Annotated in this window: 21 protein-coding genes and 1 pseudogene; 13 read left to right on the forward strand and 9 right to left on the reverse strand. The window is 59.3% G+C overall.

Annotated elements, in window-relative coordinates; all coding sequences use genetic code 11:
* Positions 1 to 472, forward strand: a 472-nt coding sequence (locus NKH71_RS28755) for a transposase (RefSeq protein ID WP_352895561.1), incomplete at its 5' end; no start/stop codon positions are given.
* 413 nt (positions 473 to 885) lie between these two features.
* Here NKH71_RS28755 and NKH71_RS28760 read toward each other — a convergent pair.
* Entirely contained in the window at positions 886 to 2,529 is a 1,644-nt protein-coding gene (locus tag NKH71_RS28760) for an alpha/beta hydrolase (RefSeq protein WP_352895563.1), read from the reverse strand.
* Between the two features lie 225 nt (positions 2,530 to 2,754).
* On the opposite strand from NKH71_RS28760, the gene NKH71_RS28765 reads away from it, so the two are divergent.
* The 4 genes from NKH71_RS28765 to NKH71_RS33540 all read left to right on the forward strand — a co-directional run bounded on the left by NKH71_RS28765 (position 2,755) and on the right by NKH71_RS33540 (position 6,207).
* Complete coding sequence (locus NKH71_RS28765) at positions 2,755 to 3,252, forward strand: DUF1269 domain-containing protein (protein WP_352895564.1); 498 nt, start codon at positions 2,755 to 2,757, stop codon at positions 3,250 to 3,252.
* On the forward strand, positions 3,253 to 3,636 hold the full coding sequence (locus NKH71_RS28770) for a Kazal-type serine protease inhibitor domain-containing protein (RefSeq protein WP_352895566.1): 384 nt from the start codon (positions 3,253 to 3,255) through the stop codon (positions 3,634 to 3,636).
* Positions 3,637 to 3,703: 67 nt separating this feature from the next.
* A complete protein-coding gene (locus NKH71_RS28775) occupies positions 3,704 to 4,750 on the forward strand; it encodes an AI-2E family transporter (protein ID WP_352895568.1) in 1,047 nt (348 codons plus the stop codon).
* A 434-nt stretch (positions 4,751 to 5,184) separates the two neighbouring features.
* On the forward strand, positions 5,185 to 6,207 hold the full coding sequence (locus NKH71_RS33540; protein ID WP_502900424.1) for a helix-turn-helix domain-containing protein: 1,023 nt from the start codon (positions 5,185 to 5,187) through the stop codon (positions 6,205 to 6,207).
* A 254-nt stretch (positions 6,208 to 6,461) separates the two neighbouring features.
* On the opposite strand, the gene NKH71_RS28785 is transcribed toward NKH71_RS33540, so the two are convergent.
* The 6 genes and pseudogenes from NKH71_RS28785 to NKH71_RS28810 form a co-directional block, all read right to left on the reverse strand.
* Positions 6,462 to 7,019 (reverse strand): HdeD family acid-resistance protein, encoded by a 558-nt coding sequence (locus tag NKH71_RS28785; protein ID WP_352895569.1) that lies wholly within the window; start codon positions 7,017 to 7,019, stop codon positions 6,462 to 6,464.
* 73 nt (positions 7,020 to 7,092) lie between these two features.
* A pseudogene (locus NKH71_RS28790) lies at positions 7,093 to 10,186 on the reverse strand (efflux RND transporter permease subunit); the annotation flags it as partial.
* Positions 10,183 to 11,184, reverse strand: coding sequence for an efflux RND transporter periplasmic adaptor subunit (locus NKH71_RS28795; RefSeq protein ID WP_352895570.1), 1,002 nt, complete (start codon positions 11,182 to 11,184; stop codon positions 10,183 to 10,185). The pseudogene NKH71_RS28790 and the gene NKH71_RS28795, both read right to left, overlap by 4 nt.
* A 205-nt stretch (positions 11,185 to 11,389) precedes the next feature.
* Positions 11,390 to 11,992: an HdeD family acid-resistance protein gene (locus NKH71_RS28800; protein WP_352895572.1), complete on the reverse strand. Its 603-nt coding sequence runs from the start codon at positions 11,990 to 11,992 to the stop codon at positions 11,390 to 11,392.
* Between the two features lie 17 nt (positions 11,993 to 12,009).
* Positions 12,010 to 13,248 (reverse strand): arginine deiminase, encoded by a 1,239-nt coding sequence (locus NKH71_RS28805; RefSeq protein WP_352895653.1) that lies wholly within the window; start codon positions 13,246 to 13,248, stop codon positions 12,010 to 12,012.
* Positions 13,249 to 13,271: 23 nt separating this feature from the next.
* The gene (locus tag NKH71_RS28810; RefSeq protein WP_352895574.1) at positions 13,272 to 14,705 is read right to left on the reverse strand and encodes a basic amino acid/polyamine antiporter; all 1,434 of its coding nucleotides are present in this window, start codon (positions 14,703 to 14,705) and stop codon (positions 13,272 to 13,274) included.
* Positions 14,706 to 14,999: 294 nt separating this feature from the next.
* Here NKH71_RS28810 and NKH71_RS28815 point away from each other — a divergent pair, with 294 nt between their 5' ends.
* Complete coding sequence (locus tag NKH71_RS28815) at positions 15,000 to 16,430, forward strand: basic amino acid/polyamine antiporter (RefSeq protein ID WP_352895576.1); 1,431 nt, start codon at positions 15,000 to 15,002, stop codon at positions 16,428 to 16,430.
* Here the strand turns inward: NKH71_RS28815 and NKH71_RS28820 are convergent.
* Complete coding sequence (locus tag NKH71_RS28820; protein ID WP_352895578.1) at positions 16,427 to 16,654, reverse strand: hypothetical protein; 228 nt, start codon at positions 16,652 to 16,654, stop codon at positions 16,427 to 16,429. The genes NKH71_RS28815 and NKH71_RS28820 overlap by 4 nt on opposite strands.
* A 475-nt stretch (positions 16,655 to 17,129) precedes the next feature.
* Between NKH71_RS28820 and NKH71_RS28825 the strand changes: the two genes are divergently transcribed.
* Positions 17,130 to 17,447: a hypothetical protein gene (locus NKH71_RS28825; protein ID WP_352895580.1), complete on the forward strand. Its 318-nt coding sequence runs from the start codon at positions 17,130 to 17,132 to the stop codon at positions 17,445 to 17,447.
* A 120-nt stretch (positions 17,448 to 17,567) separates the two neighbouring features.
* Here NKH71_RS28825 and NKH71_RS28830 read toward each other — a convergent pair whose 3' ends face one another.
* Complete coding sequence (locus NKH71_RS28830) at positions 17,568 to 18,053, reverse strand: Lrp/AsnC family transcriptional regulator (protein WP_352895582.1); 486 nt, start codon at positions 18,051 to 18,053, stop codon at positions 17,568 to 17,570.
* 370 nt (positions 18,054 to 18,423) lie between these two features.
* Between NKH71_RS28830 and NKH71_RS28835 the strand changes: the two genes are divergently transcribed.
* The 6 genes from NKH71_RS28835 to NKH71_RS28860 all read left to right on the forward strand — a co-directional run bounded on the left by NKH71_RS28835 (position 18,424) and on the right by NKH71_RS28860 (position 23,303).
* Complete coding sequence (locus NKH71_RS28835) at positions 18,424 to 19,806, forward strand: aspartate aminotransferase family protein (protein ID WP_352895584.1); 1,383 nt, start codon at positions 18,424 to 18,426, stop codon at positions 19,804 to 19,806.
* 35 nt (positions 19,807 to 19,841) lie between these two features.
* Complete coding sequence (locus NKH71_RS28840; protein ID WP_352895586.1) at positions 19,842 to 20,618, forward strand: ATP-binding cassette domain-containing protein; 777 nt, start codon at positions 19,842 to 19,844, stop codon at positions 20,616 to 20,618.
* A 96-nt stretch (positions 20,619 to 20,714) separates the two neighbouring features.
* Positions 20,715 to 21,473, forward strand: coding sequence for a transporter substrate-binding domain-containing protein (locus NKH71_RS28845; RefSeq protein ID WP_352895655.1), 759 nt, complete (start codon positions 20,715 to 20,717; stop codon positions 21,471 to 21,473).
* Between the two features lie 58 nt (positions 21,474 to 21,531).
* Positions 21,532 to 22,245 (forward strand): ABC transporter permease subunit, encoded by a 714-nt coding sequence (locus NKH71_RS28850; protein WP_352895588.1) that lies wholly within the window; start codon positions 21,532 to 21,534, stop codon positions 22,243 to 22,245.
* Between the two features lies 1 nt (position 22,246).
* Positions 22,247 to 22,939 (forward strand): ABC transporter permease, encoded by a 693-nt coding sequence (locus tag NKH71_RS28855; RefSeq protein ID WP_352895590.1) that lies wholly within the window; start codon positions 22,247 to 22,249, stop codon positions 22,937 to 22,939.
* 10 nt (positions 22,940 to 22,949) lie between these two features.
* The gene (locus NKH71_RS28860) at positions 22,950 to 23,303 is read left to right on the forward strand and encodes a cupin domain-containing protein (RefSeq protein ID WP_352643415.1); all 354 of its coding nucleotides are present in this window, start codon (positions 22,950 to 22,952) and stop codon (positions 23,301 to 23,303) included.
* Positions 23,304 to 23,323 lie beyond the last annotated feature (20 nt).

The raw sequence follows: 23,323 nt of genomic DNA on the forward strand, positions 1-23,323 counted from the left end.
CCAGACTGTCGTCCAGACCTGCATCGTGCACCTGATCCGTCATTCCCTGGAGTTCGTGTCCTGGAAGGACCGCAAGTCCGTCGTGCCGGCGCTGCGCGCGATCCACCGGGCCAAGGACGCCGAAGCCGGCATGAAGGCTCTTGAGGACTTCGAAGCCAGCTACTGGGGGCAGCGGTATCCGGCGATCACCCAAAGCTGGCGGCGCAATTGGCAGCACGTCGTCCCATTCTTTGCCTATCCCGAAAGCGTGCGGCGAATCATCTACACCACGAACGCCATAGAGGCGCTGAACTCCAAGCTGCGCCGCGCCGTCCGCACCCGGGGACACTTCCCCAGTGACGATGCGGCCATGAAGCTGCTATATTTGGTGCTGAACCACGCGGCCGAGGAATGGAAACGACCGCCGCGCGAATGGTTCGAGGCCAAGACCCAGTTCGCCGTCGTCTTCGGCGAAAGGTTCGTCAGCCAATGACGAAACCGGCCTCGCGCACAGAATTCCTGACAGTTCCGCCGACCGCCGTGGATACTGTCGATACCGGGATCGGAACGGGCGAATCTTCGAGGCGCGATGTAGGTGATCGCGTTTCGTGTCTTGCCGCGCCGTGACGCTCGCAGGGCGCGAACGACGCCTGACCCGCGGGGAACTCCCTCGGACCGAACCTGGTGCCTCACGGCATCAGGATGGATGTTGAAGATGGCATACGGCGTAGCTGGAGCGCCGCCACTCCAAGCGAACGCAATCCACAAAAGCAGGCCGGCGGTCAGCCCAACGACACGTGGGAAATCGTCATGAAGGGTTTTGTAAGCGCCATCGAAGAACTCACCGAGGAAACAACGACTACCGGCGCGTGCTCTATACGGCCAACAAGATGCATCCCGGCCGCGTCAGGGCAAACGGCCTAGATGTCGTTTCAATTCCGCAATCTGCTGCAAGGACCACCCCTGAACATTTGTCACTGCAATCCAGGCCTCGATGTAATCGCCTGGCGCATAGACATGTCCGTGCCCGATCGGCGCGGTTGTCGCCATGGCCATGTCGAGCGCGAGTTGCAGCACCGTCACCATCGGGTACCACCGCAGTTCAGGTGAGACGTCAGGACCGCGCGGCGCCTTCATCCAATCCGGCTCGCGATAGACATCGCGGTAATCGAAGAATGTCACCGGGTCGCTCGCATACTGGAGATAAACAATCCGCATTGGTCCCCAGCTGGAGCCCGGAGCCGCTGCCCCGCCATCTTGGTTCATGAACCGAACAATCGATCCGTCACGAAAACGGGGAAGCCAGACAGGCGACCCCGGATTGCGGTCCCTCGTAAACGAACGCCAAAGGCGGCTCTGGTAAGGCGGTCCGCTCCACAGCGCGCCCTGAAACGGATCTCCCACCACGTCGAACAGGTCGGTCGATCGTTCGGAGTTCATCGCGCCCAAACTGAGACCGTGCAGATAGAGTCGCGGGCGGCCATTCTTGGGAAGCCTGGTCCAATACTCGTAGATATCCCGGAATAGGGCGCGCGCATTGTCGGCTCCGTAATCGGGCTCCACAAGCAGCGACAGCCAACTGGCAAGGTAGGAGTACTGTACTGCGACGCTCGCGATGTCGCCGTTCTGAAGATACTCCAGGCTGTCCATCGCCGCCGGATCGACCCATCCGCTTCCGGTGGGCGTCACGACGACCAGCACCGAGCGCCTGAAGCCGCCCACGCGTATCAACTCCTCCAGAGCGAGCCGCGCCCGTTTTTCAGGGCTGTCAGCGGATCGAAGCCCGACATAGACGCGGATGGGCTGCAGCGCTTCCTTGTTGGTAAAGGCGCGTATTTCCTCACCCGTCGGCCCCGTGGCAATGAACTCTCGTCCCGCCCGTCCCAACTCATTCCAGTCGAGCAACGAGGCGCTACTGCCAGTCCTATTGGGGTCGGTCGGCTGCACAGTCTCCGTTTCGATCAGCGCATCGTATTGCCGATAGGACGAGTCTGCGAGGTGAAGCGCTGCGCGAAACAGCACACCGCTGATGATCGACCAGAAAAGCGCAACCGAGACGACGACGCCGACAACGTTCGATACCCTTCTCGGCGCAAAGCGGCCAACCCTTGTCGAGACGAAACGGAATGTCAGCTGAAAGAGCCGCGCCAGGGCGATAACGAGAGCGAATGTCCCCAGTGCGAGCAGACCAACCTTGACTGGATGTCCGCTTTCGACCAGGTCGAGGCCCATCAGCTTCCGGATGGAATTCTGCCATTGCGCAGCCCGCCAGAGGAAGATCGAGGCGAGGAGCAAACATCCGACGGCAGCGAGCAGATTCGTGACACGTAGGTTTCGGGGCGCCGGCAACTCCAGATAAATCCAAAGCCACCGCCCGAACACGCCGATGCCATATCCGGCGGCCAAGGAGAATCCCGAAAGCACACCTTGGGTGAGAAAGGTCCGGGGTAGCAGAGTCGGGGTGAGTGACGCGGCAAAGAAGAGCGTCCCGAGAATCAAGCCGCCGGGGGAAAGTGAACGCCACAGCTCGATCGACCAGTGCCGCCTCATGCAGGCCTCCAGTATATGCCGGTTAAATGCTGTCGAGATGACGTAATAGCCTACGACGACCGAGCGCAAGTCGAGGGACTGCAGTCCTCATCGACCACAATCAAAAAGAGACGGAAAGCAAAGGGATGGGATTCTCCGCTGATTTCTTCGCTGTGAGAGAGACATAAAGTGAGATGTCGCAAACCGTGGACGTCTAGAGCCCATCGATTTCGCAGTGGAGGTCCCATGTCCGATCTCATCGTCCTAGTCTACCCCACAGAGGCGAAGGCAGAAGAGGTGCGCCAGCGCCTGTTTGCGTTGCAGAAGGAATACCTCATCAACATCGGTGACGCCGTGATCGCGACCAAGACGGAAGCCGGCAACGTGAAGCTCAATCAGATCATGAACACGACCGTCGCTGGTGCCGTGTCAGGTAGCTTCTGGGGTTTGCTTATCGGCGTCATTTTCCTCAATCCCGTCGTCGGTGTGGCGATTGGCGCCGCTTCTGGCGCGCTTGGCGGCGCGCTGACCGACGTCGGAATAAACGATGCTTTCATGAAAGATCTGTCGGCCAGCTTGCAGCCAGGAAATGCTGCCTTGTTCGTGCTCGTCCACGGAATGACCGCTGACAAAGTGCTGAACGCGATCAAGGGATTTGGTGGCGTCGTGCTCAAGACATCGCTGGACGACACGAAGGAGCAGACACTGCGTGACGCGCTCAGTCAGGCATCAGAGGCTGCGTAAATGAAGCAGCTTCAATGCCTGTTCGCCGGCCCGACCATGGGGTTGCTGGTCGCTGCATTGTTGTCGGCATGCACCGTGCCCGTCGATCAGCCTCGTCCGGTTACGCCGCGGCCGCAGGCCTGCACCTTCCAGCATGCGCCCGTTTGCGGCCGGCGCGGCGACAGGCTGCAGACGTTCGGCAATGCATGCATGGCTCGTGCGCAGGGCTTCCAGATCGTGAGAAATGGCGAGTGTCGCATATCGCGCCCGATACAGACAGTCGCCTGCACTCGCCAGTTTGCCCCGGTATGCGCGACTAGAGCCGGGCGCCTGCGCACTTTCTCGAATGCCTGCCTGGCTCGTACCGACGGCTTCCGGCTCGTTCACGCCGGCCGCTGCCGGTGAAGCAACCGGCTGCCAAAGCTCGACGATGATTGCAGGGTTCGCGCTGGATCGAGAGTAGGGCACTCAGATGGCTGAACCGAGCGATCGCCCGATGGTCAACCCTCTGGTGACCGGTGTTCTTGTCGTCGCCCTTGTGTATTTTGCCAGAGCGATCTTCATGCCGCTTGCGTTCTCATTGTTCGTGATCGCACTGGTTTGGCCAATTCAGGCGGCCTTGCAGAAGCGGGTAGCACGACCATTAGCCTTGCTGATTACGCTGCTGTTTACCATCACAGTTATCGTGGTCGTGGGTTCCGCAATCGTCTGGGGGTTCAGCAAGCTTGCGCAATGGCTGTTCTATAACAGCGACCGACTGCAGACGATCTACGCCAACTGGGCGACCTGGTTGGAGGGCCATGGGATCGCCGTCGCCGGTGCAATCGAAGAGCATTTCAACGTGACCTGGCTCGTCGGCGTTACCCAGGGCCTGATCGGTCGGCTGAACAGTACTGCTGGCCTCACCCTGCTTGCCTGCATATTTGTAATGCTTGGCTTGCTGGAAGCCGACGATTTCCGGAATCGCCTCTGCTTGGCTTCGGCTCAGCCATATGGCGAGTTGCTCCTGCAGATCAGCGGCGAAATCGGCAGCAAGGTTCGTCGCTTTATGATTATTCGCAGTATCGCGTCCGTCTTCACTGGCGTTGTAGTCTGGATGTTCGCGCTTGTTGCCGGACTTGAGCTCGCAACGGCTTGGGGCGCAATGGCTTTTGCATTGAACTATATTCCTTTCATTGGACCGCTTACGGCGACGATTTTTCCGACCTTGTTCGCCATCGCACAGTCTGGCTCCTGGCAATTGGCGCTCGTCGTTTTCATCGGTCTGAATGTCATCCAATTCGTGATCGGCAGCTATCTTGAACCGTCGCTTGCCGGCGCATCATTGGCAATATCGCCTTTCGCCGTCGTGTTTGCCGTGTTCTTCTGGAGTTTCATGTGGGGTCTGCCGGGGGCGTTCATTGGCGTGCCGATTCTGATCGTTGTCGTTACATATTGCGCGCACGAACCGTCAAAACGCTGGATTGCAGCTCTGCTGTCCGGAGGTCAACGCGCACGCGCTTTGTCTCGGGGTGATTAACTATAATAGATGAATCGGTAGTATGTAAGACTCTTACACCACCTTGAGATGCAGGCTGAAATGAGTTAAATGATTTCATGCGGGGAGATGTTCTTAGAGGAAAGGGTATCTCTGATGGCTTTGCTGTCAGTGACACATGGCGATTGCGCGAAAAGTAATAAATATTATGCATTGCTAATATGCACGGAGGTTCATGACTGGGGCATAGGACGGAGATCGGATGCTTCGTCGGGAGCGCCGTTGTGATCACAAATGTAGCGCGGACGGCTCCCGTGGTCTTGGCGGGGCATGCGGCGCCACTAGCAGCGGTTCGCGCAACAATTGAGCCGCCTCCGGTGGTCCCGGAACACATTTCGGTTCCCCACTTTGAATTCTCGACCCGGGAATTCCCTCTTAGGGATCAATTTGCGGCTTGGCGCCAGAGTTTTGCTGCCATGCTCGAGCTCGTCGAGCTGAACGACACCACCACCGGCTTCGCAGGCACGCAGGTCGTCTGGGATTTGGGTGAGCTTGCCTTGGCTCAGGTCAGTACCAAGAGTTTGGGTTTCGCAGGCCTGGCTGGCCGGATCCGCCGAAATCCGATCGACCATTGGTTGTTGACCCTGCTCCGCGAAGGCGGCGCGCAGACAACCACTTCACGCGGTACATTCGCGGGGGATGCCGGTTCGGTGCAGATACACCCGCTTGGAAGGGCTTTCGAGGGCTATGTAACGGACAGCGAAATGCTTTTGCTGTTTGTGCCGCGCGACCTCTGCCGCGATATGGCGCACGTTCTCGACGCCGCCGAGTTCTCTGTGCTCGGTCGAGGTATGGGGCGACTGCTTGCCGACTATCTGACGAGCCTCGCTCAGCGGCTTCCGACATTGGACGTGGCCGACCTTCCTGGGCTGGTCACTGCCACGCGAGCGATGATCCTTGCCTGCTTCGCGCCGTCCGCCGAAAATATCGGGGAGGCCCACGAGCCAATCGCCGCTGCGATGCTCGAGCGCGCCCGTCGTTTTGTGCAGGCGCATCTGTTGGATCCAGGTCTGGATGCCACGGGATTGCGTCGCGAACTCGGAATATCCCGTTCCCGGCTCTACCGCCTTTTTGAAGCGTCGGGAGGAGTCAGGCACTATATATTCAGCACCGGCGCCTGCTGGCCGCCCGTGCAGCGCTCGCCGATCCGACCGACCGTCGCCGAATTCTTGACATCGGGGAGGAACACGGTTTCGGTGACGGGGCGGAGTTCAGCCGCGCTTTCAAACGCGAGTTCGGATATTGCCCGAGTGACGTGCGAGAGGGCATCAACAGCGCTCCCTCGAACTGGCAGACCGACGACGAGCAGAACGCTGCTGCTGGCGAGCGATTGGGCCTGCTGCTGCATAGGCTGCAGGCATGATCGCGGCGCAATCCGGACGCGGTGCGCATTCCAGACATGTGGAGATCTGGTGTGGTCCGGCTTTCGGTTCGTCTGAGAAAGATCCTGTCAGCATTCCAGCCGTCTCAGCTGTGCCTGCTGATAACTGCCATGCTCATGACTTCAGCCGCGCAAATCACAGCGCGGTCAACCGTGAAAACCCGGCATCGATGCGGTCCATGATGTATCGTATTCGGGCCTGTGGCAGAGACATCCAGAATGGGTGGATGTGCCGTCGCTGACGAGCAGGAAACATGGCACCTTTGCTAATGCGCTGCTGGAATTCGCTCTGGTTGCGAACGATCGGGCAGGTTACGCAGCGGCCTCGCCGCGTGCTGGCGCCAGCCATCCCGACGCCAACCACGCAACGCCGTGCGAAATGAGGTCAATGCCGAACAGAAATCCGAGCACCCAAAGACCTGTCGCCGGCCAACCAGTCAGGATAATGACGCCAGCCAGAACGCCGAATGCTCCGGAGAGCACGAGTGTCCAGCCGGTATCGCTCCAATGCTTGATGCCAATAAAGAGGCGCACGATGCCGGAGGCCAGGAGCAGCAGTCCGAGGACGAAAGTCAGGACCAGTGCGCCGGACGCAGGTTGATTTACGACCGTCGCGCCGAAGACGACGTACAATATACCAAGGACGAATTGCCCTGCGAAGCCGCCCCATCCCTTCATCCAGAAGGCATGCATCATTTCGAACGCACCCACAACAATGGCAGTGACACCAATGATCATGGCGCTGATCATGGTAGCCAGCGCTATATCGCCCAAAACGAAGACTCCGGCAATGATCAGCATAAGGCCCAGCAGGAGACGAACTGAAGTTGGCGGCGCGGTCGATGCTGTTCCATTCTCATAGGTGGCCATAGCTTCCTCCTCGATTGAGGGACTAACTCATCATCGGTGGTTCCATTTCTGCTTTCGGGCGTGGAGAGCCCCATTCCGCCATACGCTGGATCACCGCGAACAGGGTCGGGATGACAAAGAGGCCGATCGTCGTTGCGGCCAACATGCCACCAAAGATTGTCGCGCCCACCGCCTGGCGTGCGCCAGCGCCGGCGCCGGTGGACACCGCCAGGGGCACTATGCCCAAAATGAAGGACAGAGCTGTCATCATGACGGCGCGGAAGCGCTGCTCGGCACCCAGCATGGTTGCCTCAGCGATCGGCCGCCCCTCCTCACGGCGCTCCTTGGCGAATTCGACGATCAGGATGGCGTTCTTCGACGCCAGCCCGATGAGCAGCACGATGGCGATCTGCGCGTAGAGGCTGTTCTGCAGTCCGAAGAGCGTAAGCGCCGCGGTCGCGCCAAACAACGCGGCTCCGAGCGACAGGATGACCGCGATGGGCAGGGTCCAGCTCTCGTATTGCGCTACAAGGAACAGATAGGCGAACAGAAAGGCCAGTCCGAAGATGACGGTTTCCTGGCCGCTGCTGCGCCGCTCCTGGAACGACAGGCCGGACCATTCGTACCCATAGCCAGCCGGCAGCGCCTGAGCCGCCACGCGTTCGACGGCGTCCATCGCCGCTCCGGAACTGCCGCCAGCCGCGACCTGCCCGTTGATCGGTGCCGCTACCGAGAGGTTGTAGCGGGAGATGACGAAGGGCGCGAGCACGGTGCTGGTCGACACCACCGCCCTGAGCGGCACCATTGCACCCGTCCGGCTGCGGACATGAAGGTTGAGAATGTCCTCGGCATCCGCCCGGTGCTCGGCGTCAGCGAAGATTGACCTGGAAGACCCGTCCCTGCAGCGTGAAATCATTCACGTAACGAGACCCGAAGCTGGCGCCGATCGTCGAATAGATGTCGGACGCGCTCACGCCAAGTGCTTCGGCGCGGGTTCGGTCGACATCGACATAAATCTGCGGCACATCGGCGCTGAAGGTTGTCGCAACGCCACCGATTTCCGGCGCCTGGTTGACCGCCGTCACGAATCCGCGCACCACCTCCGCGATCTCCTCCGGCGACTGCCCCTGCAAAGCCTGTAGGCGCAGGTCGAGACCGCCGACCGTGCCGATGCCCGAAATGGCCGGCGGCGAAAAGACGGCTACATTTGCGCCAGGGATGGTCGAGAACTGCGCGCGGAGCCGCGCCAGGATGGCGTTGAGCTGAAGGTCCGGCGTGGCGCGCTGCTGCCAAGGATCCAATGCCGCGACAATCATCGCTCCGTTGGGAGATTGCGTCCCCTGCACGATGCTGAAGCCGGCGACCGAAATGACGTTTTCGACACGTTTCGTCGCCAACAACGTCTGTTGAACCTCGCGTACAATCGCCCTCGTGCGATCAAGCGAGGCTGCGTTCGGAAGCTGGATATCCACAAACAGGGCGCCTTGGTCCTCGTCCGGGAGAAAGGTGGTAGGCAGCCTGCTAAGCAGCAGGTAGGCGCCCAGGAAGCAAGCGGCAAGCGCGGCGAGAGGGATGATCCAAAACCGCACCAGGAGCCCGACCATTCGGCCATACCTGACGCGCGTCGCATCGAGGAGGCGCGCGAACCAGCCGAGTGGACCGCGCCGGTATCCGCGCTGTCCACGTCTCAGCAGGATCGCGCTGAGCGCCGGGCTGAGCGTCAGACCGACAAGTGACGAGAGAACGAGCGCCGCCGACAACGTGACCGCGAACTGACGGTAGAGCTGTCCACTTATGCCCGACAGAAAAGCTGTCGGAGTCACTACGGCGAGGAGCACGAGCGTGGTGGAAATGATCGGACCCGTGATCTGCCGCATCGCCTTGCGGGCGGCCTCAGCCGATTCAATCGCGGGGTCGTCCTCCATGACATGCTTGACATTCTCGACGACCAGAATCGCGTCATCCGCGACCAGTCCGATAGCCAGCACCAGCGCGAGCAGCGAGATCGAATTTATCGAGTATCCAAAGGCCAGCAGGACGGCGATCGCGCCCAGCATCGAGACGGGCATGGCCAGTGCCGAAACCAAGGTGGCGCGCCAGTCCTGCAGGAACAGGTACGTGACGACGAGCACGATGAGGAAAGCCTCGCCGAGGATACGGACAATGAGCGAAAGGCTCGTCCGGACGAAACGGGTTGCATCGTAGACGACCTGGTATTCGAGGCCGGGCGGGAACCCCGGTGAAAGGCGCTGGAGCTCTGCAAGCACGGCATTGGCGGTCTGGATCGCGTTGGCCCCAGGTGCCTGGTTTATCTGCAACATCGCCGTGTCATGCCCTGCGAAGCTCGCGCTCGATGAATAATTCCGGGCGCCCAGTTCGATGCGGGCGATGTCGCGCAGCCGTACGATCGCTCCAGCCTCCCCGGTGCGCACGACGATGTCGCCGAACTCGCCCGTGCTCAAGAGCCGGCCACGAGCCACGAGCGTATATTGTAGCTCGGTGCCTTCCCGCGCCGGCGGGGCGCCGGTCTGGCCGAGCGAGGCCTGGATGTTCTGCCGCTGAATGGCAGCAGCCACGTCATCGGCCGTTATGCCGAGCGCATCCATGCGCGCCGGATCTATCCACACACGCATCGAGTATTCGGACGCGCCGACGACGGAAGCCTCGCCGACGCCCGCGACGCGCGAGATCGCATCAGCGATTGTCGTTGAAGTGAAGTTGGTGATCTGCAACACGTCGAGCTTGCTGTCCGGGGAATAGAAGGCGATGCCGAGCACAAAATCGGGCGAACGTGACCGCACCGCCACGCCTTGCTGGGTGACCGCAGCCGGCAACTGGGAAATCGCCAGTTGCGCCCTGTTCTGCACATTGACCTGTGCGATGTCGGGATTTGTCCCCACTTCGAACGTCACGGACAGCGAATATTGCCCGGCATTCGAGCTAGTCGACGACATGTACATCATATTGGGGACGCCGTTGATGGCTGTCTCTAAGGGTCCACCGACGACATCGGCGATCACTTCCGCGCTGGCGCCGGGATAGGTGGCGGAAACCGTAACCGTGGGCGGCGTGATTTCAGGGTATTGCTGCACCGGCAGCGAAAAGATGGCGATCGTGCCGGCGATCGACATGACGATTGAAATGACGATTGCCATCCGGGTCCGGGTGATGAAGAGATCGGAAATCATGAGCCGCCGCCGACGGGCTGGCCTTCGCTCGGCTGAACCGTCATGCCCTCGGCGAGACGCTGGATTCCCTGGACCACGACCTGCTCGCCACCATTCAGGCCGGTGTTGACCGCCCATCCATTGCCGACGCGTGTGCCGGTGTCGATGCGCCGTTGCGAGACGATGTTGTCCTTGCCGAGCAGATAGACGAAGCGCCCTTCGCGATCCTGCAGCACCGCTGTCTGGGGGACTACCGGCAAAGTGGGCACGTCTTTCTGCTGCACATGGAGCGTGACGAACTGTCCCGGGAGAAGGATGTGTCGGGGATTGGGGAAAACTGCGCGAGCCGCGACCGTACCTGTCTGCGGGTCGATCTCGTTCTCGACAAATTCGATTCGACCGGGCGCGTCGTAGTCCGTCCCGTTGGCAAGACGCAGTGAAAGCTTCAGCGAATTCGGATCGATGTTGCTGCCACTCGCCTCCTGCTGCCGGATTGTCACAAGCAATCCCTCGGTCACTGCGAACGCCACGCGGACCGTGTCCAGGCTGACTATTCGTGCCAGTGAACCGGAATCCGATCCGACCAGATTGCCCGTCGTGAATGTCGCACGGCCGATGTTGCCGGAGATCGGTGCAGTGATGCGGGCATAGGCAAGGTTGAGTTCGGCGGTGTGCAGGGCCGCCTCTGCAACCTGCACATCGGCGACAGCGACATCGAACGCCGCCTGAACCTCGTCCAGGGCGGCCTGCGAGACCGTTCTTCGAGCAAACAGGTCCCGGTTGCGCGCTAGGGTCCGTTCGGCCGACCGGCGTGTCGCCTCGGCACGCGCCACCTGCGCCCGCGCCGACGCGACCAAGGCATCAAGCTGATCTGGCTCGATCTCAAACAGCGTGTCCCCAACTTTCACGGTCTGCCCATCCTTGAAATTGACGGAGTGCAGAAAGCCGGTGACGCGCGCGCGGATGTCCACTGCTTCGATGGCCTCGACACGGGCAGTAAATTGCGCGGGACTGCTCACTTGCTGAACCTTGATATGTTCGATGACAACAGCAGGAGGCGGAGCTCCCTGTCCTGCGCTAGGCTGCTGGGCGAAGGAAATCGAACTGACGTAAGGGGTCGCAGCGCCCGCCAAACAAGCAATCATCAAGCAAGCACAAGAGAAATGTCTGATCATCTCAGCTTCTCAACCGAACGATGTTGCCCAGATGTTTTGCGCGAGATGTTCATGACCCGGCCCTGCGCATAGTGAGGGCAATGGCGATGTACGCGCCGCCAGCGACAAGGAGGGAAATGCCCGCAATCGTGCCCGGCGTGTAAATGCTGGTATACGGCAACTTCAATGCGAGCGTCGCACTGGCGACCAGTGCGACCAGGCCCGAAACTCCGAACCACTGCCAACCAGCTTGCTTCCGCACCCGGACCGCGAGCGCGACTTGAAGAATGCCCTGTACAAGAAACACCAAGGCGATCACCAGAGTGATCGCAAGAGCGCCCTTCAAAGGGTTGAAATATATCAGAATACCTCCAACCAGCTCGACCGCGCCGGTCAGCTCTTGCCAGATGAATCCGCTCCACTCCTTGACTTGCAAGGATTGGATCATCTTAACAGCGCCCGCGAGCGAAAGGACGAATCCGAGGACAACGCTTGCCGCAAATGTGGAAATCGCCGGAAGCGCGACGGCCATTACTCCGCACAACGACAGGACGATACCCAGCACCAGAAACCAGCCCCATTTCGACTGCAGCGATGCTACGCGGCGCTGGTTATCGTTTTTCCTTTTGGAAACCCCACTCGTTGGCGATTGCCTAGCTAGGAGTCCTGCCATGATCGCCAGCCTCCTAGCTAGTAGTCCACCGGGTCACGGATTATCGGACAGGTCATGCAATGGCCGCCACCACGACCGCGGCCTAGTTCCGCGCCGATGATGGTAATGACCTCGATGCCCTCTTTGCGCAGCAGCGTGTTTGTGTAGGTGTTGCGGTCGTAGGCGTACACGACGCCCGGCGAGGCGCAGACGAGGTTGGCGCCGCTGTCCCACTGGGTGCGCTCGCGCATATAGGCGTTGCCGCCGGTCTCCACGACGCGCATCTGCTTGAGGCCAAGCGCGTCGCGCACCGTCTCGACGAAGGTACCCCTGTCTTTGTGCAGCTCGACGCCGCCCTTGCCGTCCGGTCGGTAAGAGAATGCCTCGATGCCATTGACGATGTCGGGGTAGAGCAACACGCAGTCGCGGTCGGCGAAGGTGAACACTGTGTCGAGATGCATCGCCGCGCGCAGCTTCGGCATCGCCGCGACGATGACACGCTCGGCCGCGCCCTTCTCGAACAGCGCCGCCGCGAGCTGGCTAATGGCCTGACGCGAGGTGCGCTCGCTCATGCCGATCAGCACATTGCCCTTGCCGATCGGCATGACGTCGCCGCCTTCCAGCGTGGCGAGGCCCCAATCCTTGGTCGGGTCGCCCCACCACACGTTCACCTTGCCGGCGAAGTCGGGGTGGAACTTGTAGATCGAGGTGGTGAGAATGGTCTCCTCATGCCGCGCTGGCCAGTAGAGCGGGTTCTGCGTGACGCCGCCATAAATCCAGCAGGTGGTGTCGCGGGTGTAGAGCGTGTTCGGCAGCGGCGGCAGTAGATACTCGTTCACCCCGGCCGCGTCGCGGATCAGTTCGAGCTGTTCGCCGCCGATGGATTCGGGAAATTCGTGGGTCGAGAGGCCACCGATCAGCGTCTCAGCCAGATCGCGGTTGGAGAGCCCCTCCAGATAGGAGCGCACCTCGTCGACGAGACCAAGGCCGACCTGGTTCGGCACCACCTGATTGTCGAGAATCCACTTCTTCGCTTCCGGAATGGCGACAGTCTCGGCGAGCAGATTGTGCATCTCGACGACCTCGACACCGCGGTCGCGCATCTTGGTCATGAAATCAAAATGATCGCGTTTTGCGTTGTCGACCCAGAGCACATCATCAAACAGAAGCGCGTCACAATTGCTCGGCGTGAGACGCTGGTGAGCGCGGCCGGGCGCGCAGACCATGACTTTGCGTAGCTGGCCCACTTCGGAATGCACGCCGAATTTCGTTTCCATCGCCATGGCTTGTGCCTTTCTCGTCAAGGTGTAATGGCGCCGGTCAGCAGGCCAACGAAACCGACGAGGCCGGCGACCAAGGTGACGGCGAAGATGATAAGTTCGACCGATGTGAAGAACCGCGCGTTCTGTTCGCGCCGCGCCCAGAGGTAGAGGACGGTTCCTGGCACGAAGAGCACCGCCACCAGCAGTACGTATTTCAAGCCGGCGGCCACAAACATGATGAGCGTGTAGACAACGGCGATCCAGGCGAATAACTGGTCGCGCCCGCGTTCGCCGGGCGTGGTCTCGTAACCCTCGCCGCGGCGGGCGATCAGCACGCCATAGCCCGCCACCAGCAGGTAGGGCAGCAGCGCCGTCACGCTTGTCATGTCGAGCATGACGTTGAAGGCGTCACTCGACCAGTAGGTTGAGATGACGAATAGCGAGACGACGATATTGGTCAGCCAAAGCGCGTTGGCAGGAACCCGGTTGCCGTTCTGCGCCGCGAAAAGCTTCGGCATGTCCTGCGACTTCGCCGCGGCGAACAGCACCTCGGCGCAGATCAGCGACCAGGCGAGATAGGCGCCAAGCACTGACACCAGCACGCCGATGGAAATGAACACCGCGCCCCAATGTCCCACGACCAGTTCGAGCGCGCCGGCAAGCGAGGGCTGCTGGACTCCGGCGATGGCCGCACGCGGAGCCGTGGCGTAGGGCAAAAGGGTGATGGCTACCATCAGGCCGGTGACGCCGACAAAACCCAGAATGGTGGCGGTGCCGACATCAGAACGCTTCTCGGCGAAGCGCGAATACACGCTCGCCCCCTCGATGCCGAGGAACACGAAAACGGTGATCAGCATGGTGTCGCGCACCTGCGCCAGCAGGGTCTTATCCGGCATGCCCACTCCGCCGAGGAAGTTCTCGGAGAATTGCGTGTAGTTGAACGCGAACACCATGGCGAGGATCGCCACGATGATCGGTACGATCTTGGCGACCGTTACGACGCTATTGATGAAGGTGGCCTGCTCGACGCCGCGCAGAATCATGAAATGGAAGGCCCAGATGCCAACCAGCGAGACGATGATCGCGGTCGCGGTGCTGCCATCCCCGAAAATCTCGGGGAAGAAGCGCCCGAGCGTCGATCCGATCAGCACCCAGTAGAAGACGTTTCCGAGGCAGCTTCCGAGCCAATAGCCGAACGCCGAGAGGAAGCCCATATAGTCGCCGAATCCCGCCTTGGCATAGGCGAAGACGCCGGAGTCGATATCGGGTTTCTTCTCGGCCAGCGCCTGGAACACCCGGGCCAGCATGTACATGCCGGTTCCGGCTATGGCCCAGGCGATGATGGCGCCGAATGGGCCCGTCGCGGTGGCGAACCTGCCCGGCAGATTGAAGATGCCGGCCCCAATCATCGATCCGACGACCATTGCGGTCAACGCGAATAAGGACAGCTTCTGCTCGGATTTACTCGTCACGTCTCTCTCCCGGTGATGGGCGACCAAGCGAGCCCGCAACCAATGGGCGAAGTAAATCTATGCCTTTGAAATGGGCGTGAAATTAGCTGGGAATCTCACGGCTTGGCACCAAGTCTCTATTTGGGACTTGTGGCGTCCCAGAGCATCACCTTGGCTAGACTTGTCGACGACGTCGATGCAGCATCGAGACCTCATCGCCTCTCTGACCGCGTTGGAGCGGGCGAAAAGATGGTCTGGAATGCGACAGCAAAGCTCACAGCCGGGGTAAGCAAACGCCCTCCTTAGGACGCGACCATGACATCCGAGACCCCGCGATCCCTTTCATTGGCCGCGCTAACTTCCATGGTAGTCGGATCGATGATCGGCGCGGGTATATTTTCACTCCCGCGCACTTTCGCCAACGCGACGGGGCCGGTTGGCGCCATCATCGCCTGGTGTATCGCCGGGGCCGGAATGTACACCCTGGCGCGAGTCTTCCAGGCACTCGCGGAGCGGAAGCCCGAACTCGATGCCGGCATCTTTGCCTACGCAAAAGCCGGTTTCGGTGATTATGCCGGGTTTCTGTCGGCCTTCGGTTACTGGCTGGTCGCCTGTATCGCCGACGTCTCTTACTGGGTCCTGATTAAATCGACGCTTGGCGCTTTCTTCCCCTTTTTCGGCAACGGCGACACGGTTCCCGCTGTCCTGGTCTCTTCGCTCGGACTCTGGCTGTTCCATTTCACGATCCTGCGCGGGATCAGAGAAGCTGCCATCATCAACACCGTTGTCACCGTCGCAAAAGTCGTTCCTATCCTTGTCTTTATCGTGATTCTGATCAGCGCGTTCAATGCCGACCTTTTCGTCGCGAACCTCCGGGACACGGAGCCCGTGTCGCCGGGCGGTCTCTTCCAACAAATCCGAGCGACCATGCTGATCACGGTATTTGTTTTCATCGGAATTGAAGGAGCAAGCGTCTATTCCCGTTACGCACAGAAACGCTCGGACGTCGGCGCCGCTACGATCCTGGGTTTCGTCGGCGTGCTGTGCCTGCTGGTTCTGGTTACGCTGCTGCCTTACGCTGTACTCGCGCGGACGGAAATCGCGGCTATGAGACAGCCCTCGATGGCCTCCGTGCTGGAGTCCCTTGTCGGACCGTGGGGAGGAATTTTCGTTAGCATCGGACTGATTGTTTCGGTGCTCGGAGCCTATCTGGCCTGGTCGCTGATCTGCGTGGAGGTGCTGTTCGCAGCAGCAAAGAGCGGGGACATGCCAAGAATTTTTGCAAGCGAGAACCGTCACAAAGTACCAGCCGCCGCCCTGTGGCTGACCAATATTGTCATTCAATTGTTTCTTGTCAGCACGCTTTTTTCGGAAGACGCATTCGCGCTGATGGTGAAGCTGAGCAGCGCTATGATCCTGGTTCCTTACTTGCTCGTCGCTGCATACGGCCTCCTTCTCGCGGTGCGCCATGAGACCTACGACGCCAGACCGCGGGAGCGATCTCGCGACCTGATCATTGCCGGTATCGCCACCCTTTATGCCGCATTCATGATCTATTCAGGCGGCCTGAAATTCCTGTTGCTGTCGTCCATCCTCTACGCACCCGGCACCTTGCTTTTTGTTCAGGTCAGACGGGAGCAGAACAAGCCGGTGTTGGTTGGCAGGGAACGGTTCGTCTTTGCAGCTGCGGCAGCTGGCTGCCTCGTTGGCGTCTACGGCGTTGCAACCGGTCGCATTACTATCTAACGTTTGGGGGCGGGGTATTCGACCCGTCGAAGCCGCTCGTAAAGAGATGCTTCGTCGAGCTTGCCCACCGAGATAAGCGCCATTGCGCTCGCTCTCAGTTCCGCCGCCCGATGACTGCCTTCGGCAATTCCTTGCTCGCGGCAGATGCGGTTATAGACCCGCTTCAAAAGGATCAGGTCGCTGCGATGAGCGACTCCCAATTTGGACGTTTTGGGGTTGATCATGGCTCACTCCAGCCGGATGGTAGCTCGATGCCAACCCACCCCGCCAATGCTTGTGATCTATTGTCACCGGCGAAAGCAGACTATCCCTGTTAATTTCGAAGTCTAGACCGAAAAACAGACTTAGCTCGAAACAAATCTACTGATCCGCGTTGCAATGGAGGGAAGGCTGGGACCCTCAGCCTTCCCTGGGACGACGGCCCGGTCGACCGGGTTCACGCATTGTGTGGCGTCGCTAACCGCTCCGGAGTGGCACTAGACCAAACGCTTTCGTGTGCACTATGTGTGCATTGAGAACTTCGATATGGCCAAATGGGCTTCCGTTGTGGCGGAATAATCGTAAATTGGGTTACGTTTGGGCGGGTGGCTCAGGCCAAATTGCTCTGTCTTTCCAACGGGGTATTGGACGGACTGAGACATAAAAAAGACAAGGAAATTAAGACGTTAGAGAGAAGAATTGCCACGGCGCCTATGATGGATGGGGCAGAGAGATGAACAAAATCAGATGGTTATGATGACTTGTGTGCAAAAAATGCACACGAAAGTTCTGCTTCTCTTCTTTTTTCGTTTCCACGACAGAGTCGCCGACAGCCCCTTCGGACGCTCTTCTGCCGGCGATATTACCGTTCCAATGCTGCTGCTCGCCGAGATATCCGTGAACCTCATTGTCCGCCGCGGCGTCCAGTTTGCCTGGGTTCTTGGAAGCTTTCGAACTTTCTGGGTCGCGCCTCAGCCCGAATTGCGTGCGCTTACAGGACAACTTGGGACATTAGATTCGGTTTTAGAAAGAATTTGATGAGGCAACGACTTTCTGGCGCGTGCCCTCCCTGGTCGTGAACGTCAGCACGAATCCCCAGGCCGAAGGCTAATCATCTTCTGTGATCCGCAAATCGGCATCCAACGAAGGCATCACTTATTAAAAATCGTCGAAATTGATCGGCATGGAGAATCCGACCTTCACGCGGTCCATGATGACCATCGTCTTGAATCCCTTAATGTCTGGGTTCTCGTAGAAAAATTTCCGCGTGAAGGCCTCGTAGTCTTCCATGCTTCGGGATGTCACTATGAGGACGAAATCCGATTCCCCGGTCACATAGTAGCCGTTCATCACTTCAGGCGTCTGGCGGATGGATTGCTTGAAACGGTCGACAATGTCAGCCCGTTCGCGCTCGAGCGAAACCAGCACTAACATCGCAACAGGGCGGCCCACCATTTTAGGTTTGATAATCGAGACATCAGCTTCGATCACACCCCCGTCACGTAGCCGCTTGAGACGACGCTGGACGGCCGTTGCCGAGAGACCGACCATTTGCCCAAGCTCTTCCGTGCTGGAGCGGTTGTGGGTTTGCAGGATGTTCAGCAAGCGAGAATCCAGCCGATCAAGCTTGAGAGATATTCGCATTTTTTCCTCGCATTGGCTTCAAACAAGCAGCATTTCTGCGAATTCTGGATTGAATAAGCCGAAAATCTTTGTCTCATGTCAATAGCCTTACCTTATGAAGGCAATCGTCGGGAACGGAAAACGAAATACGCAACAAGGGCGCAGCCAGAGCTCGCCCGGTTCATGTCCGGGCTTCTGCGCTCGCAGTTGTTCATCGAAGAATGCAGCCGAAAAAATGGGGAACGCCGATCCGGCGACGGGACGGGAAATCTCCCGGGACGCGATCAGTAACGGATTTGATGCAGACGCCGCAGTCGCTGCGGCCAAGGGGCGAAAAGGTGTCAACACCCTTGGCATTTCATGGACCTGAAGGCCGCTTGAGGATCCGAGGATGACAACTACTGCCGATATCGCTGAAATGGACCGCCGTTCGGTTCTGCATCCCTTCACTTATTTGAAAGATTTTGCTTCGGGCGCGAATGAGCCGACGATCATGGAAACCGGCAAAGGGGTCCGCATCCGGGACGCCAGCGGACGGGAATATATCGATGGCTTTGCGGGACTGTATTGCGTCAATATCGGCTATGGTCGAACTGAAGTCGCGGAAGCCATTGCGCGCCAAGCCTATAAGCTGGCTTACTATCATTCTTATGCTGCGCACACGACCGAAGAACTCGCCCGCCTGTCGGATCGGCTCGTCAGGATGGCGCCAGGTAACATGTCGAAAGTCTTCTACGGGCTTTCTGGGTCCGACGCCAACGAGACACAGGCCAAGATCGTTTGGTATTTCAACAATCTGCGCGGTAGACCGAAGAAGAAGAAGATCATAGCCCGCGAGCGCGGCTATCACGGCTGCTCGGTGGTGTCCGGCTCAATGACGGGAATGAGTTTTTATCACGATCATATGGATCTGCCTATTTCCGGCATCCTCCGCACGAGTGTGCCGCATTTCTATCGCGGCGCCCTCCCGGGCGAAACGGAGGAGGCATTCTCGCAGCGCCGCGCGGATGAGCTGGAGGCGCTGATCGTTGCCGAAGGACCCGACACCGTCGCTGCTTTCATAGCCGAGCCGGTGCTCGGGACTGGCGGGCTCACGCCCCCGCCGGCGGGCTATTGGGCCAAGATACAGGTCGTATTGAAGAAATACGACGTGCTTCTGATCGCCGACGAGGTGATTTGCGGTTTTGGCCGAACCGGGGCCATGTTCGGCTCGGATCTCTATGGGATGGAACCCGATCTGGTTACCGTCGCTAAGGGGTTGACTTCCGCCTACGCGCCGCTGTCGGCGTCTATCATCTCCGAGGAAATCTACCAAGTCATGGAGGAGGCGACGCCTAGAGTCGGGCCCTTCTCGCATGGCTATACCTATTCGGGGCATCCGATCGGGGCGGCGGCGGCGAATGCCGTACTCGACATTGTCGAGCGTGAGGATCTCCCCGGACAGGCCGCGAGCAGGGGCGCCTACCTTCTCAAGAGCCTTAAGGCGGCCTTCGAGCAGAATCCGATTGTTGGGGAAGTGCGTGGGGTCGGCATGATGGCCGCCGTTGAATTCGTCGCGGACCGCGAGACCAAAGAGGCATTCGACCCAGCCCTGAAGGTCGGGATCCGCATCTCTCAGGCGGCGCGCGACCGCAATCTCATTGCCCGTGCCATGCCGCATGGAGACATTCTAGGGTTTGCGCCGCCCCTTGTTATGACGGAATCCGAAATCGATGAGATGGTCTTGATCGCCAAGGCGGCCGTAAACGAGGTCGCCCAAACGATCGAAGGTTGAAGCGGCGGAGCAACGGTGGAGTGGATGGAAACGGCGTGGCCCCTGTTCTGAAAGTTCACGAACTTCGCAAAGCCTTCGGCTCAACCAGTGTTCTAAACGGGGTGAGCTTCCAGATGCGGCAGGGCGAGGTCATTTCCCTCGTTGGCTCTTCCGGCTCGGGAAAGAGCACCGCACTCCGATGCATTAATTTCCTTGAAACCCCGAGCTCGGGCGAGATCAAGGTGATGGGCGACGCGATTTCAGTCGTCCAGAACGAACGCCACGAAACGGAAATCGTCAACGCGGCCAATATCAGGGTTTTTCGCCGCCGCATTGGCATGGTGTTTCAGAGCTTCAATCTGTGGCCCCATCGGACCGTGCTCGGAAATGTGACCGAAGCACTGATTTACGTGCTGCGGCAGGACAAGCGGGAAGCGGAAGAAACAGCGCTCTCCGCCCTCTCGAAGGTGGGCATGGCCGACTTTCGCGACCGATATCCAAGCCAGCTTTCGGGCGGCCAGCAGCAGCGCGTGGCAATCGCGCGTGTCCTGGCGATGCGGCCTAAACTGATGCTTTTTGATGAACCAACCTCGGCGCTTGATCCCGAACTGGTCGGCGAGGTCTTGAAGGTCATCAGAACGCTTGCCGGCGAGGGGGCGACCATTCTCCTCGTCACGCATGAAATGAGGTTCGCACGGGAGGTGTCGAACCGAATGATATTCCTGCACAAAGGTACCGTTGAGCAGGATGCCGTGCCGGAAGAACTGTTTTGCAGTCCCGCATCAGAGGCGGTGAAGCGGTTTCTTTCCAGCGTTATTTCAACCGCCGCTTGATAGCGGCAACCAAAAAGCAAGAAATGGGGAAATTACATGCTCGCAAAGAACCTATTTAGCTCGGTCTCCGCATCCTGCCTAATCCTGACGACTACAATGGGAATCGCACGGTCCGAGGACGGCGTTTTGCGTGTCGGCACCGAGGGCGATGCACCGCAATTCAGCATGGCCGATGCCAACGGTAACGTCACCGGCTTCGACGCCGATATCGCCAACGGCATCTGCGCCGAACTTAAGGTCAAGTGCAAATTCGTGGTTCAGACGTTCAGTTCGCTGGTTCCGTCGATGGACAAGGATCGCTTCGATGTCATCATCTCGGGTCTCGGCATCACCGACGAGAGAATGAAGAAGATCGACTACTCCATTCCATACGCAACCACGCCCCAGTATTTTGTGGTTCCCAAGGATTCTCCTCTCGTGGGGCTGAAGAGCCTTGCGGAAATTGAAAAGGCGCTGCCCGGAAAAACCATAGGTGTAGTGAACGGCACCACCTACGCACAGTTCATCAAGAAACATATTCCGACCGCGGACTTGAAGACCTACGATGCCACTACCCAGCAGAATTCCGATCTGGCGACAGGCCGGCTCGACGCCGCCTTTGGCGATTCCCCGACCTGGGTCGACTTCCTAGGCTCGCCGGACGGAGCCAACTTTGCCCGCATCGACGTCAAGGTCACCGGTGCGGACGATCACGAAACGCTGGGCTATGGCATGGGCGTCGGCCTGCGTAAGGGCAATACCGAGCTCAAAGCCAAGCTGGACGCCGCGCTCTGTGACATGATCACCAACGGTACAGTAAAGGCGACCTCGCAAAACTGGTTCAAGGACGACTACACCATCCCGTGCAAGAAGTGATCTTCCGACAATCAACAGATCGTCGCGGCTTTGCCGCGACGGTCCCGGGATGTTTTTCATGTTGAACGAGATTTGGGTGCTGATGGTGGACAAGGGCTGGGCCCTTGCACTGATGCGCGGCGCCGGCGTTACGATTCTGATCGGTTTTCTCGGCGTGGTCCTAGGGCTGGCGGCGGCAATACCGCTTGCCATCCTTCGTTGGCGCCGGCTGCCTGTCCTGTCGCAGGTTGTCGATGCCTACAGCATCGTCATTCGCGGCGTTCCGGGACTGCTGGTTATCTATCTCCTGTTTTTCGGCTCGGTCGATTGGGTACAGAAAATTGCCTCCGCGTTCGGCTATGCGAATAGCGCCGAAAACGCCTATCCGCTCATTGTCGGTATCATCGCAATCGCCGCCATCTCGTGCGCCTACTCGATTGAAGTCATACGAGGCGCACTGCAGGCCGTACCCGTTGGCCTGCTGGAAGCGGCTCGATCGCTTTCGTTGACGCCACGCTTGACCTTTTTTCGTGTGACGCTGCCGCTAGCCCTCAGACTTGCTCTGGGCGGGATCAACAACGTATGGCAGATGACGATCAAGGATACGTCGCTCGTCTCCGTCGTCGGCATGCAGGAACTGATGCGCACAGCAGCTGTCGCCGCCGGCATCACCCGTTCGTCGCTTCTGTTCTATTGCCTTGCCGCCGCGATGTTTTTTGCCATGACCGCGGTGAGCCAGGTTCTGTTCAACCGCGCCGAAAAATACTTCAATCGCGGCTTCGATAGAGGGTAAAATGGATCTCGGCATCATCACCTATGCGGTTCCATTTCTCCTCGTTGGCGCCAAGACAACTCTGCTGATTGCAATCTGCGGGATCGGCATTGGGTTGCCGTTCGGCATTCTCTTGGCAACAGCCCGTACATCTCAAGTCGGCACGATCCGGAGATGCGCCGATTTCTATTGCGCGGTTTTCAGGGGCACGCCGATGCTCGTGCAGATCTTCGTCATTTACTACGGCCTCGCCCAGATCGGTTTCATACGCCACAATACGATCATCTGGTGGCTGATCGGCGACAGTCTGCATGCCGCCATCCTCGCTGTCATTCTCAACACGGGTGCCTACACGGCGGAAATTTTCCGCACCGCTCTTCTCTCGCTGCCGCGTGGGCTGATCGAAGCGGCGGAGGCCTGCGGCATGTCCCCGTGGGTGATCTTCCAGCGTATCAAATTCCCCCTGGCGCTGCGGCAGGCCTTGCCTTCCTACAGCACTGAGGTCGCCGTTATCGTCAAGGAATCGAGTCTTGCTTCCACCATAACGGTCCTTGAAATCACCGGCTATGCCAAGCGGCTGATGAGCGAGACATTCGCTATCATGGAAATCTTCGTCATCACCGCCGTCTTTTATCTCGTGATCAACGTCGTCTGTCTGACTGCTCTGAATGTCATCGAAAGGCGCTTGTCTTTCGAGACGCGCTCCGCACGCTGAAAGGTCCTCCATGTCAAAGCTTACCTTCGTCGACCATGACAATCTCCCCGAACCTAGGAGAGGCGAACCGCTGCCGGAACGACGCGTGGAAGGCGATCCGCGTTTTCTGACTTGGGATATCGCGCAAACCGCCGATGGACAGGTGCAGGCCGGCGTATGGGAGGTCACGCCCGGCGCCTATCGTTCCGTCAAGGGCGAAACCTTCGAGTTCTGCTATATCCTTTCGGGGGTCTCGGAACTCATCGAGGACGGGTTCGAGCCACGTCGAATCGCGGCGGGCGATGCTTTCGTGATGCATCCCGGGTTCACGGGCGTCTGGCGGGTGATCGAAACGACACGAAAGCTATGGGTCTCCCGCGATTGAGCGGAACACCTGTGAGCTGA

It is taken from the genome of Mesorhizobium sp. M0983 (genome assembly GCF_040318975.1).
Classification (GTDB): domain Bacteria; phylum Pseudomonadota; class Alphaproteobacteria; order Rhizobiales; family Rhizobiaceae; genus Mesorhizobium.